This window comes from Microbacterium hydrothermale, from assembly GCF_004854025.1.
GTDB classification, from domain to species: domain Bacteria; phylum Actinomycetota; class Actinomycetes; order Actinomycetales; family Microbacteriaceae; genus Microbacterium; species Microbacterium hydrothermale.
The window spans coordinates 1-12,400 of the sequence record NZ_STGM01000010.1 but is presented as its reverse complement, the minus strand read 5'-3'; the positions used below and the strand labels follow the sequence as shown (position 1 = coordinate 12,400).

15 protein-coding genes are annotated in these 12,400 nt (G+C 65.8%); 3 read left to right on the top strand and 12 right to left on the bottom strand.

Translation table 11 applies throughout. The features are described from left to right. Positions 1 to 45 precede the first annotated feature (45 nt). Positions 46 to 849: a carbon-nitrogen hydrolase family protein gene (locus FB047_RS15525; RefSeq protein ID WP_136588111.1), complete on the top strand. Its 804-nt coding sequence runs from the start codon at positions 46 to 48 to the stop codon at positions 847 to 849. A 336-nt stretch (positions 850 to 1,185) separates the two neighbouring features. Further along, positions 1,186 to 1,704: an Lrp/AsnC family transcriptional regulator gene (locus FB047_RS15515; protein ID WP_205823074.1), complete on the top strand. Its 519-nt coding sequence runs from the start codon at positions 1,186 to 1,188 to the stop codon at positions 1,702 to 1,704. Here the strand turns inward: FB047_RS15515 and FB047_RS15510 are convergent. The 10 genes from FB047_RS15510 to FB047_RS15465 form a co-directional block, all read right to left on the bottom strand. Continuing rightward, positions 1,610 to 2,206, bottom strand: coding sequence for an Lrp/AsnC family transcriptional regulator (locus FB047_RS15510; RefSeq protein ID WP_136588110.1), 597 nt, complete (start codon positions 2,204 to 2,206; stop codon positions 1,610 to 1,612). The two genes, FB047_RS15515 and FB047_RS15510, sit on opposite strands and share 95 nt — an antisense overlap. A gap of 35 nt (positions 2,207 to 2,241) precedes the next feature. Then, positions 2,242 to 2,970: a 3-keto-5-aminohexanoate cleavage protein gene (locus FB047_RS15505; protein WP_136588109.1), complete on the bottom strand. Its 729-nt coding sequence runs from the start codon at positions 2,968 to 2,970 to the stop codon at positions 2,242 to 2,244. Between the two features lie 27 nt (positions 2,971 to 2,997). After that, positions 2,998 to 3,669 carry an RraA family protein gene (locus FB047_RS15500; RefSeq protein WP_136588108.1) on the bottom strand — a complete coding sequence of 224 codons (672 nt, stop codon included), beginning with the start codon at positions 3,667 to 3,669 and terminating at the stop codon, positions 2,998 to 3,000. A gap of 3 nt (positions 3,670 to 3,672) precedes the next feature. Continuing rightward, positions 3,673 to 4,488, bottom strand: coding sequence for a carbon-nitrogen hydrolase family protein (locus FB047_RS15495; RefSeq protein ID WP_206311351.1), 816 nt, complete (start codon positions 4,486 to 4,488; stop codon positions 3,673 to 3,675). Continuing rightward, complete coding sequence (locus tag FB047_RS15490) at positions 4,485 to 5,624, bottom strand: ABC transporter ATP-binding protein (protein WP_240752862.1); 1,140 nt, start codon at positions 5,622 to 5,624, stop codon at positions 4,485 to 4,487. Before FB047_RS15490 ends, FB047_RS15495 begins: the two co-directional genes overlap by 4 nt. A gap of 21 nt (positions 5,625 to 5,645) precedes the next feature. Then, positions 5,646 to 6,719 carry an ABC transporter substrate-binding protein gene (locus FB047_RS15485; protein WP_136588106.1) on the bottom strand — a complete coding sequence of 358 codons (1,074 nt, stop codon included), beginning with the start codon at positions 6,717 to 6,719 and terminating at the stop codon, positions 5,646 to 5,648. 73 nt (positions 6,720 to 6,792) lie between these two features. Then, on the bottom strand, positions 6,793 to 7,584 hold the full coding sequence (locus FB047_RS15480; RefSeq protein WP_136588105.1) for an ABC transporter permease: 792 nt from the start codon (positions 7,582 to 7,584) through the stop codon (positions 6,793 to 6,795). Further along, positions 7,584 to 8,375 carry an ABC transporter permease gene (locus FB047_RS15475; protein WP_240752861.1) on the bottom strand — a complete coding sequence of 264 codons (792 nt, stop codon included), beginning with the start codon at positions 8,373 to 8,375 and terminating at the stop codon, positions 7,584 to 7,586. The genes FB047_RS15480 and FB047_RS15475 overlap by 1 nt, the downstream gene beginning before the upstream one ends. A gap of 436 nt (positions 8,376 to 8,811) precedes the next feature. Next, positions 8,812 to 9,150: a hypothetical protein gene (locus tag FB047_RS15470; protein ID WP_136588104.1), complete on the bottom strand. Its 339-nt coding sequence runs from the start codon at positions 9,148 to 9,150 to the stop codon at positions 8,812 to 8,814. Between the two features lie 428 nt (positions 9,151 to 9,578). Further along, positions 9,579 to 10,775, bottom strand: coding sequence for an FAD-dependent monooxygenase (locus FB047_RS15465; RefSeq protein ID WP_136588103.1), 1,197 nt, complete (start codon positions 10,773 to 10,775; stop codon positions 9,579 to 9,581). 73 nt (positions 10,776 to 10,848) lie between these two features. Here FB047_RS15465 and FB047_RS15460 point away from each other — a divergent pair, with 73 nt between their 5' ends. Further along, positions 10,849 to 11,364: a MarR family winged helix-turn-helix transcriptional regulator gene (locus tag FB047_RS15460; RefSeq protein ID WP_136588102.1), complete on the top strand. Its 516-nt coding sequence runs from the start codon at positions 10,849 to 10,851 to the stop codon at positions 11,362 to 11,364. A gap of 245 nt (positions 11,365 to 11,609) precedes the next feature. Here FB047_RS15460 and FB047_RS17445 read toward each other — a convergent pair whose 3' ends face one another. Then, positions 11,610 to 11,813, bottom strand: coding sequence for a CrcB family protein (locus FB047_RS17445; RefSeq protein ID WP_420812659.1), 204 nt, complete (start codon positions 11,811 to 11,813; stop codon positions 11,610 to 11,612). Positions 11,814 to 11,857: 44 nt separating this feature from the next. Continuing rightward, positions 11,858 to 12,304: a Gfo/Idh/MocA family protein gene (locus FB047_RS15450; RefSeq protein ID WP_136588101.1), complete on the bottom strand. Its 447-nt coding sequence runs from the start codon at positions 12,302 to 12,304 to the stop codon at positions 11,858 to 11,860. Positions 12,305 to 12,400: the final 96 nt, after the last annotated feature.

Below are 12,400 nucleotides of genomic sequence, written 5' to 3'. Positions count from 1 at the left end.
ACGACAGGTATACAACACGGGGAGACCCGTGCGAAGGAGACAATCATGCGCATCGCCCTGGCTCAGGTCATCGCCGGTTCCGACCCCGCCGAGAACCTCGACCTCATCGCCCGCGAGACCGAACGGGCCGCAGCCGACGGCGCCGAGCTCGTCGTCTTCCCCGAAGCGGTCATGTGCCGCTTCGCCGGCCCCGACCTCGCCGACGTGGCCGATGCGGTGGACGGACCGTGGGCCGACGAGGTCCGCCGCATCGCGCGGGCGTCGGGAGTGACGGTAGTCGTCGGCATGTTCACCCCTGCCTCGACTCCCGGTCGCGTCCGCAATACGCTTCTCGTCGCTGGCGGCGCCGAGACCGGTTACGACAAGATCCACCTCTACGACGCTTTCGGTTACCGAGAATCGGATGCCGTGGAGCCCGGCGTCCGGCCGATCACGTTTGATCTGAACGGTGTGCGCATCGGTCTGGCCACCTGCTACGACGTGCGCTTTCCCGAGCTGTTCCGCGCTCTGGCCGCAGACGGCGCCGACCTCGTCCTCGTGTGCGCCTCGTGGGGATCGGGTCCGGGCAAACGTGAGCATTGGGAGCTGCTTACGCGCGCGCGGGCCCTCGACACCACGACCGTGGTTGTGGCGGTGGGGCAGGCCGATCCACTCACGATCGGGCGCGAAGACGGCGTCGGCGCGCCCACGGGGATCGGGTACAGCGGAGTGATTGCCGCCGACGGCGCCGATGTCGTGCGCTTGGGCGCCGTGCCCGAGACTGTGGTGGTCGACCTAGCAGTTGCCCTCGCCGCCATGCCCGAGGTGCGCGCGAAGCTTCCCGTCCTCGCCAACGGAAACCGTATCTAACTCCATCCGCTCACTCGCTGCTCGCGCAAAGCTTGGGCGCTGCTCGCGCCCGGCAGGCAATCTTTAGCTCGCGCACCGTCAGCTCATCGACGTCGAGGAGGCGCGCATCACAGCGGGGCGGATCGGGGGGCTCACGTCTGCTGCTCGGCAGCCCGCCCGTGAGACCGACGTGAATCCGTGGTGCAGAACCGATCGATTTTGCACCATGCGTGCGGCGCTTGATCAACCTCACGCCAGGTGGCACGAGAAAGTGACCAGCCGCATTTAGCGCAAAACCTAGTGGGTTGCGCACGCCAGAGAGGCGACGATCCTAGTTCTTGATGGTTCAATCGAGGAGTGCAGCTAGAAGCCATCGATGTAATCGATCGGAAGATCATTGATCAGCTGCGTCTTGACGGCCGTCGTTCCTTCGGCCAGATCGCCCGTTACGTTGGGTTGTCCGAGGCGAGCGTGCGGCAACGGTACAAGCGACTCCTCGACCTGGGTGTGGTTCAAGTCATCGGCATGCCGAACAGCCCCAAGCTTGGGTTGCTCGAAGTGCGCCTGTCGATCCGGGTGCGCGGAACGACGGTCGACGCGGTGGCGCATGCGCTCTCGGCTCTCTCTCCCGTCAAGTACGTCGGCGCATGCATCGGCGCCTACGACCTGATCGTCGACGTGCGCTGCGAGACGCAGACCGAGCTCACCGCGTTCCTCACCGACACCCTGCACACGATCCCCGGCATCGCCGTCGTCGACACGACGAACATCCTCGAGGTAATCAAAGACGAGTATCTGTGGTCGGGGTTTCGTGACCCGGTCGGCCGTTTGACACGGCCGCATCCGTCTGCCGGATCGCGCCCGTCTGGGTCGTGACCGCCCCGGAGGTCCCGCCGGCACCGGTCGATCCGCCGACGGCACGCTGACCGGACTGGTCGCGCAGCCCGTTCCACGAGTAGTCCTTGTACAACCGCGTCAGCACGTACTGGTCGATGGTCGTCACGCCCGGCGTCCGGCGCAGCTCATCGAGCAGCTCGACGAGCTGGGTCAGGTCGCGAGCCGTCGCTTCGAGGTAGATGTCGTGCGCGCCGGAGGTGAGCGAGACGTGCCCGATCATCGGGTTCGAGGCAAGCGAACGGGCCACCTGCCGGGGGCGCAGCCCCTGCACCGACAGCATGAGGCGCACCGACTGATGCCCGAGTGTCAGCGGGTTACACAACGCGACGATTCGCAGAATCCCGGATGAGGTCAATCGGCTGACGCGCGTGCGCACCGTCGCTTCGGACACCCCAACGATCGCCGCCATCTCCGTGTAGGCACGGCGGCCGTCCTCGACGAGGAGTTCGACGAGGCGACGGTCCAGATCGTCGGCGCTCATAGTCTCATTCTCGCGCGTCGGCGCTCACCCGCGGCTCAGTGCCCGGTCGACCACCGCCGCGCCGTCCGCACCATCTCGGTGTTGTCGGGGGCGATCGACCCGTCGGGCAGGGTCAGCATGTCCTCGAAACCAACGCGCACTTCGCACCCGTCCTCGATCGCCGCGCGCACGACGGGCCAGGCGGTCTGGTCGTACCCGTGATACAGCAGCGGCACCGTCACCCCCGCCTCGCGCAGTGCAGCGGCGATGCGCCGCGAGTGGTCCACGGCATCCTGGATCTGCTCGTCTTCGGGCTCAATGAGGATGCGCACGTTCTTGTGGAGAGTCGGCGAGGCGAGCAGCGCGGGCACCTCGTCGATGTGCCACACCGCGCTCTCGAGCACCATCCCGCGCTCGCGCACCAGCACGGCGGCCTCGGCCGCCCCATCTTCCGAGAATGCGACGGAGGCGAAGTCGGGGAGCCACTCCTCGGGCCACTCCGCGATCAAGCGCATGCGCTCCTCGTGTCCCGAACACGTCCACAGGCCCGTGGTGGTTCCGACGACGATGCCCGTGTCACGCTCCCGGATGCCGCGGACCATACGAGCGATCTCCGCCGGCGCGATCGTCTGGGCGCCGTCGTCGCTGCGGGCATGGGCGTGCACGACGTCGGCTCCGGCGCGCACTGCCGCGACCGCGGCATCCGCGATCTGCTCAACGGTGAGGGGGATGGCGGAGTGTTCGTCGCGCGAGCGACCTCCGTTGATGGCGGCCTTGATGAGCATGGTACTCCTGCGCTTTCGCTGTCGTCGTTAGTGGCCGGTGAAGGCGTCGAGCATGGCCGTCGCGCCCGTCAGCTCGCCCAGGCGACCGCCCGCGCGCAACCGTGCGACGAGCTCGGGCTCTTCGGCGTCGTCATCGAGCGCGGTGTCAATCAGGGCGGCGACCGTGGCCGCCGGGGCGATGAACACCCCGTTGCGATCGGCCAGGACGACGTCGCCGGGCTGCACCGGCACGCCGCCGCACGTGACCACGATGTTGTGCCCGCCGGCATCCACGCCCAGTAGCTTCGTGGTCAGCACGCTCGTGCCCCGCGCGTAGACGGGGATGTCGAACGCCTCCACTTCGTCGAGGTCGGTGACGACACCGTCGACGACGATGCCGGCCGCCCCGCGGATGCTGAGTGCCGCCGCGAGCACCTCGCCCACGGGGGCGTGCCGCATGTCTCCCCCGGTGTCGATGACGAACACGTCGCCCGGCTCGCACCAGCCCGCGGCGTGATGGAGTGCTGTGGAGTCCTGCGCGGTGAGGCGCACCGTGACGGCACGCCCGACGACTCGACGATTGCCGGTCTGTCGACGGATCGCGGGGTCGACGAAGCCTTCCTCGAGGTAGTGACCGAGGGTCGGGAACGACACGCTTTCGAGCTTGGCGACGAGGTCGGGGTCGAGGGCGGGTGGGGTCGGGCCGGAGGTGTAGGGCATGGGTCAGTCCAGGAGGGAGAGGGAGGCAGAAAGGCGGCGGTTCGACAGCGCGGGCAAGGTGTCTCGTACTTCGGCGACGCGATCGAGTGATATTGGCACGATGCCGATGGCGCGTCCGGTCTCAGGGAGGTGCGCCTGTTCCACGCCTAACGGATCGATGACGAGGCTGGTGCCGATGCAGTCGGGCGAGGATGTTCCCGATGCCAGTACCCAGGAGGTGTTCTCGATGGCGCGAGCGGTGAGCAGGGTGGTCCAGTGCTCGACCTTTCGATGACCGGCGACCCAGGCCGCCGACACGCTGAGTACGTCGGCGCCGCGCGAGACGAGGTCCCGCGCCAGCTCGGGGAAACGCAGGTCGTAGCAGTTGATCAAGCCGACGGCCACGCCGTTGATCAGCACTAATGGAGGCAGCTCTTGGCCGGCGGTGACGTAGTCGGACTCGCGATAGGTGAAGGCGTCGTAAAGGTGCAGCTTTCGGTACACGTCGACCAGCTCGCCGCGTGGATTGACGACGACGAGGGTGTTGAAGGGTCGCTCGGAGCCGCTGGGCTCGTAGCCGCCGGCAATGATCCACAGGTCATGCCGCATGGCGAGTTCTGACAGGTGCGAAAGAAACGCCGGCCACTCCCGGGAGACTACTTCCTCGCGTTCTGGGGCGGCGATTTCGCCTGCGACAAGCATTGCCTCCTCAGGTAGAACGAGCAGGCGCGCTCCTTCAGCCGACGCGTCCGCGGCCAGGGCAGATACCTCGCCTCGGTTATACGCGGCGTCGGTGGTGGGAGCCATCTGCCCCACCGCGGCCAGCAGGACCGGGTTCATGCGAGCTCTCCCGTCGGGATGACACGACTGTCGGACGGATGCCATGACACCGTCACGCGCGCACCATCGGCCGTCGCCGCGAGGGCCCGGGCGGCGTCACCGCTCGGCAGCGAGGCTGACAGCACGACACCCGAGTCGAGGGCGAGGTGCGAGATCCACTCGTCGCCGAGGAAGACGCGTTGCGTGAGGGTCGCCGGCAGGTGAACTCCGCCGTCGGTACGAGCACCGTCGGGGAGCACCCGCACCCGCTCGGGACGCACCGCGAGAGTCAGCGGCGTCCCCGCCGCGGCATCCGGGATCTTGTCCACCGGCACATCGCCCACGCCGGGGATCGTGAAGCGACGAGCTCCGGCATCTGCGACACCGTCGATGAGGTTGCAGCTGCCGATGAACCCCGCCACGAAACGCGACGCCGGAGTGTCGTAGATCTCGGTCGGCGTTCCAATCTGCTGGATGCGCCCCTCCGACATGACCGCGATCCGGTCCGACATCGTCAGCGCCTCCTCCTGATCGTGAGTGACGTAGATGAAGGTGATGCCGACCTCACGCTGCATACGCTTGAGCTCGAACTGCATCTCTTTGCGCAGCTTCTGATCGAGCGCACCGAGCGGCTCGTCGAGCAGCACGACGGCGGGGCGCCCCACAACGGCGCGGGCGAGGGCGACGCGCTGACGCTGACCGCCGCTGAGCGCCGCGGGCTTGCGGTCGGCGAACGCGCTCAGCCGTACGAGTTGGAGCGCCGCGCGGACGCGGTCGTCGATCTCGCGCTTCGGAGTGCGGCGCACCCGCAGCTCGAAGGCGACGTTCTCGTAGACGCTGAGGTGCGGGAACAGCGCGTAGCTTTGGAACAGCATGTTGAGGTCGCGCTGACGGGTGGCGACACCGTCGACGTTGCGGCCGTCGAGCTCGATCGAACCGGCGGTTGGCGTCTCGAACCCCGTGATCATGCGCATGAGCGTCGTCTTGCCGCAGCCGGACGGGCCCAGGATGCTGAAGAACTCGTTCTGCGCGATGTCGAGGTCGAGAGGATTGACGACGCGGTTGGCGCCGAAGGATTTGGTGAGGCCCCGCAGGCGCACGGCCGGGGCGGGGCCCGTGGCCGGCGCAGTGCCGGCCACGGGGCTGTCGATCGTCATGGGGCTCATTTCAATGTCAGATCACGAGGCGCGGAGGCGGGTCCAGCCGTCCTGGAAGTACGACAGAGCCGCACCCGGGTCGACGATGAATTCCGACTTCGTGAGGGAGTCGGCCGGGGCGTAGATCGCCGGGTTGCTCACCATGCTCTGGTCCTTGACGAGCTCAAGCGCACCAGTGTTGGTAGAGGCCAGCGAAGCGTCGTCGGTGAGGAGGGCTGCGACGTCGGGACGAAGGGTGTAGTTGAGCCACTTGTACGCGGCATCCGTGTTGCTCGTGCCCTCGACGACCGAGAAGCTGTCGGTCCAGAGCGTGCCGCCCTCGTCCGGGATGATGTAGTGCACGTCGGGGTTGGCCATGACGGCCTTCGCCGCGGTCGTGCCGCTGTAGGCCTCGGCGATGCACGCGTCGCCCGAGCCGACGAGGTCGGCGTAGTTCTGGCTGTTGTACCCGGCGAGGAGCGGCTTCTGCTCGGTGAGCTTCTGGGTGGCCTTCTCGATGTCGTCCTGGCTCGTGGTGGTGGCGCTGAGTCCCTCGACCTGGAGTCCGGCGATGTAGGCCGAGAGCATGTTATCGAGCATGTAAATCTTGCCGCTGTACGCTGGGTTCCACATGTCGGCCCAGCCCGTGATCTCTTTACCCGTGCAGGCCTGGTTGTACAGGATGCCGGTGGTGCCCCACGCCCACGGGATGGAGTGCGCGTTGTCGGGGTCGAACGACGGGTCGACGAACTTCTCGGCGAGGTTGTCAAAGCCTTCGAGCTTGCTCTTGTCGATCTGCGCGACGAGGTTGCGGTCGACGAGAAGCTGCACGGCGTACTGGCTGGGCTCGACGATGTCGTACCCCGAGTTCCCCGCGGCGAGTTTTGAGATCATCGTCTCGTTGCTGTCGAAGGTGTCGACGGTGACCGTGATGCCGGTCTCCTTCTCGAAGCCCGAGATGACGGAGTCGGGGATCTCGCCCGCCCAGGCGTAGATGCTGAGCGACGAGGAACCGCCTTCCGCGGAGTCCGTGCCGGCGCCGGAGGCGCAAGCGGTGAGTGCGGAGAGGACGCCGACGGCGAGGACCGCACCGACGGCCCGGTAACGCGTGTTCATGGGTGCCTGCTTTCATGGTGGGTGGAGCGCATATTTCGGGTAATGCCTGAGTCCGACGTCGTCGTCGGCCCGCTCAGGCGGCGGGAGTGGGAGGGCCCGCGAGGATGCGGCGCATCTGCGAGACGCCGATCACGAGGATGAGGCCGAGCGTGGCCAGCACGAGCAGGGTCCCGAGCGCGTTCAGTTCGGGGGTGAGCCCGGTGCGCAGCGTGCTGTAGATGCGCAGCGGGAGCGTCGTTGTGCCGACACCCGACGTGAAGGTCGAGATGACGATGTTCGAGAACGAAGTCGCAAAACTCAGCAGGAACGCGGCCATCAGCGAGGGACGCAGCAGAGGCAGGATGACGCGAGCGAAGGTCTGCCACGGGCTCGCACCGAGGTCGGCCGCCGCTTCTCCGAGGCTCGGATCGAGCGTGCTCATGGCGCCGACCAGGACGAGGGTCGACAGCGGCAGCGTGATCACGACGTGGCCGAGGATGAGCGTCGCGTAGCCGGTCGGGATACCGGCGCTCGAGAAGATTGTCAGCAGCGAGACGCCGAGGACGATCTCGGGGACGATCAGCGGGATGAGGATCGCGCCCAGGAACACGGCGCGACCCCGCAGGCGGAACCGCACCAGTCCGTACGCGGAGAGCAGACCAATGACCGTCGAGAGCACGGCGGCGGAGAGACCGACGACGAGGCTCGTGCGTAGGGCGTCGCCCAGCATCCGGTCGCCGAAGAGCTCGGCGTACCACCGCAGGGTCAGGCCGTCGAAGCGGTACCCGACCTCCGAGGCGTTGAACGAGTAGACGATGACGGCGGCGATCGGGATGTAGAGGAAGACGAAGACCGTGCCGGCGATCCAGGAGATGATGCGGTCCATCACGATGCCTTCCGAGAAGTGCGCAGGCGGGCGAGAAGAGCGGCGACGACAATCGTCAGCAGCATGAGGGCAAGCACCACCATCGATAGGGCCGCGCCGAGGGGTTCGTTGCGGAACTCGGTGAACAGCGTCACGATCAGGTTTCCCACGAGCGGATCCTTGCCGCCGCCGAGGAGGACGGGGATCACGAAGACCCCGAGGGTTGGTACGAAGGTCAGCACGACAGCTGAGATGATCCCCGGCGTGGCCAACGGAATGAACACCCGCAGGTGCGTCTGGACCGCGGTGGCGCCGAGATCGGATGCCGCTTCGCGCAGCGCCGGGTCGACCGCCCGCAAGGAGGCGTAGATCGGGAAGACCGCGACCGGGAGGAATGCGTACAGCAGCGACAGCGTCACGGCCAGCTGCGACGGGACGAGGGAGGTCGCGTCGATCCCTACCGCGCGCAGCAGTGGGATGAGGGGGCCGCCCGATCCGAGGAGCGTGATCCACGCGAAGGTGCGCACGAGGAAGTCGGTAAGGAAGGGGATGATGACGAGGACCAGCAGGACGGGCTGCGTTCGAGCCGACCGCGTGGCGATGAAGTAGGCCACCATGTATCCGACGACCACGCACACGACCGCGTTGAGAGCAGCCATGCCGAGGCTGTATCCCAGGGTCTTCGCGTAGACCGGGTCGAGCAGTTTCGCGTAGTTGTCGAAAGTGAAACCGCCGAGGTTTCCGCCCAACGGGTCGCTGATGGCGAAGCTATCGCGCAAGATGACCAACGTCGGCACGATGACCAGGAGCACAATTGTGACGGTCGAGGGCAGAAGTAGGAAGTAGCCCGCGGCAGCAGCTGGGCGGCGCGCCCGAGGCACACCCGTGGCTGTGTCTCGCGTTTGCGTAGAGATCGTCATTGCATTCCTCGTGTTCGGATGCCGTCCATCTTGAGCCGCCATCAAGCCTGCACTCATAGGCAATTGGCTCGAATGACGACGGCGCGAACGTTACTCACAGACGCATATCGAAGCGCAAACGGTGAGCTCGAAGCGGATGAGCTTGTGGAAGGTCCACCGGCACTGCCCACCAACGCCGAAAATCGCTGTGCGGCATGTCGCTTGGAACGGCCACAGCGCCGCGCGCAATTCGCGACGCAGACAATGGCAACTCATGACTCTTGGCGTTGTCTTCGTGACTGTGGGTGGTGCAAAACCGATTGATTTCGCACCGACCGGTAGGTGTTGGTCAGCTGCGGTCGGTGCCGAGGGGCAGAACCTCGATATGTTCGCCGTCGTCGTCGTACCAGACGTACTCAGCGGAGGTGACTACTTCGGCCGGTGCCGGTTCAAGGGCGCGCCGACTCTGAGTGTGCAGTGCCAGCCACTCGTGTTCGGGGAGGGCGCTGACATACAGAAGAGACAGGTGAAACACCCACTCGTCGAGCGGGAGTTCACCGATGCGTCGAAAGTCGCTGGTGTCGAGCACCTCTGTGAGGGTCGCGTAAGCGCTCACGAGTGATGGCGAACGTTCGGCTCGCGCGATCACGATCTGAAACGGTGTCGGGAAGCCATCGACGGCAGCCACCCGGAGATCGATGGGAGCTTGGAGTTGCGCCCACCCCGCTAGAGCATCCCGGAGCGGGTGCACTCATTCGGGCTCGAAGAAGCCACGTAAGGTCACATGGCCGGTAGTGGGACAAGGGAGAGGTGCCTGTAGGCGACCTCGAAGCGATCGCTGTCCGTCGTCGTAGAACTCCGCAACGTCCGCGACGGGGCGGAGCACCAGGTGCTGCTGGCCCCGCAACGAGCGCAGTAGCTCGGGGTCGTTCATGAAGGGCCGTCGCATCAGATGGGCTCCTTTCGCTCGCTAAGTTGTTCGACCCTAGCCGTCGACCAGGCGCGCGGTGCTGGTGTCACACGAGCGGCACGCCTCAGAACGAAACCGATCGGTTTCGCACCACCCGCAGGTTGATTGCATCTACAGGTCGTAGCGCTCGGCGTTGGAGGGTCGTGTCATGCCCTCGTGGTGTTCATCTGTGGCAGCGGCGTGTTTGCGCGGGCGACGTGGGCGGATCGTGCAGCGATTGAGCGAAGAGGCTTGCTGGCGAGTATTCGTTGGATGGCGCGGAGGGCCGCGACTCCCGCGCGGGAGTTCGGGTAGAACAAGTCCGGCATTCCTTTGGGTAGCTCCTGAGCGTCAGTAATGAGGGGTCGCATCCAGCGCTCGTATTCGTCGCAGGCTTGAGCCACGTCGCTCTCGGTTGAGAGATAGCTGGCGAGGACGTAGGCGCCGGTGAGTGCTAGCGATGTACCGCCACCTCCGAGGGGTGTGACGCACCATGCGGCGTCTCCGGTGAGCACTACCCGCCCATTGCGCCAGGAACTCATCTTGACCTGGGTGAGGTAGTCGATGTAGACGTCGTCGGATCGCAGGAAACCGTCTGCAACGCGGTCGGCTTCCCAGCCGGCGTCGGCGAAGATTGTGGCGAGTCGGGCCTTGGCCACGTCGAGGGGAAAGTCGGAAATGTCTTGTTCCCGGTCGACGTACGCAAGGGTCGCGCGGGTCGTGCCGACGTTGTCTGGGCGCAGGGTGATTCCTCGGCGGCCTGTGGCGGTGTACCAGCGCCACCAGCGATCATCGCTGTCAATTCGAGGGATCGTGCCATAAGCCATGTTCATGCCGAGGGGGCGCTTTTGCACGGCGTCGGTGAAGAGCAGGTCGCGAGTGCGAGAGCGGACACCTTCCGCGATGATTACCAGGTCATACTCGGACCGCCCACCCTCCTTGAACTGCACCTCAGCAGACGTTGCAGTCTGCGTCACGTGTTCAATGTGGTCGCCGTATCGGATGTCGACACCCTCGGGTAGAGCTTCGAGGATCAGCTTCGCGAGACTCCCTCGCAGGATTTCGATCTCGGCGGTCGGGCCATCCTGCTCACGGGAGGCGGGGATCCGGCCGAGCACCCGGCCATGCTTACCGAGGTACGCGGTGCCCTCCTCGGTGGTGTTCTCTTCGCGTACGCCGCTCGTCAGGCCCATCTTTTCGACGACTTCGTGTGCCGTGCCGCGCACGTCGACATTTTGTCCGCCGTCGCGAAAGGCCGCGGAGCGCTCGACCACGGTCACTTCCCATCCGATACGCGCAAGCCAATATGCCGTGGACAGGCCCGCGATACTCGCCCCGCTGACCAAGGCACTCATGTTCGCCATGTCGCACTCCCTATAGTTCGATAATGAAAGTGTTCCAGCGCGATAGTATGTCTGTGGCGGAAGGGTGACAAGGGTGGCGGAAGAGGATGTGAGCGTGCTAATAGCGCAGTTGAATGCTGCGCTTCGCGCATGGTTTGGGGCGTTCAACGAGCTCGGCCGCCAGTTCGCTCTCCACGTCGGCATGCATGGCAATGACGCCACCGCGCTTGTTCACATCACTTCCGCCGAGGACCGTGACGTCCCGCTATCTCAGGTGGAGCTCGGTCGACGCCTCGGCCTCTCGGCCGCGGCGACCTCAACGCTCCTCAGTCGCCTCGAGGACGCGGGGCACATCAACCGCCACCGGGGGGTGCCCGACAAGAGAACTGTCACACTCCGTGCGACGCCCGCCGTCCACGACAAAGTGCAAGCGTTCTTCCGATCGGTTGGCACGGACCTCGACTCACTTGCCGCAACATACCCGCCGGACATTCTCGCCAGCACAACGGAGCTGGTTACAGCTATGACCGGCGTACTCACGAAGCACCTCGCGATGAACAATGAGTCTCTCTCGTTTGCGTCATCGTCGTCAGCGAGACATCCGTCGTAGAGCTGAAGGACGATGCGAACCATTCGACGTGCGTGACCGGCCCGAGCCCCGGGAACGGCTTCTCTGTTGGAGGTTCGGATGAAGCACCCGTCACGGAGGTCCAGGCGCGCAGAGGATCCGCAATTTCCCGCGCTCTCGCGACCCCGCCACCGGCTACCTACCCGACCAGCGGTACAAGAATGCAGCTCGCCGCCACTCATGATGCGAAACTCATCGGTTTTGCAACATGCCAGCGCTTAGGTGAGTCACCCGCGCGCGAGGAGGATTCCAAGGGATGCGAATGCGACGGCCCCAACGAGGGTTCCGAGACTGTCTACAACGGCGGCGGTCCAGCGTCGATCCGAGAGGAGGCGAACTGCCTCAAGGCTCGCCGTGCTGAAGGTGGTGAACCCGCCAGTTACGCCGGTGCCGATGACGGTCACCCACGGTTCTGTGAGCCAGCCCCCCACGGAGCCGGTGACGTAGCCCAGCAGGAACGATCCGACCAGGTTGATCAGCGTCGTCCCGATAGCCGATGGTCAACTGAGCTTCGGATCGACGTTCCTTCGAGCGACGACGCGATTGCCGCTCTGCAGGGCGTCGTCGTAAAGCTTCTGTATTTCACAGGAATGGGAACGTCCGACAAGACCTCGTGCCGTTCCCGGGCGCCAATCCCCGACTCGATCACGGCCAGCGCGAGCCCGACGTGCGTCGCGTTGGGCGTGCAGACGTGGATCAGGTCGATGTCGTCGTCCTCGATCAGCGCCTGCGCGTCGGCGTAGGCACGCTCGAAGCCGAGCTCACCCGCCGCCCTCTCGCCCTTCGCCGGGCTGGAAGAGGCGATCCCGGCGAGAACCGCCCCCGCGCTGCGGGCCGCCCGGCTGTGCACGGCGGCCATGAACCCGCCGCCGAGCACGCCCACGCGCAGAGCTGGTTGCACGTGCTGCGTAAATCTCAGCATGGTTTCTCCTGTCGTCCGGAGGGCTCGTGACCGCATCCTGCTTACCTGTGTTCGGAGGGCGTTGACCCGTGGAGCTTCTTGCGCCGGGCGGGTCGG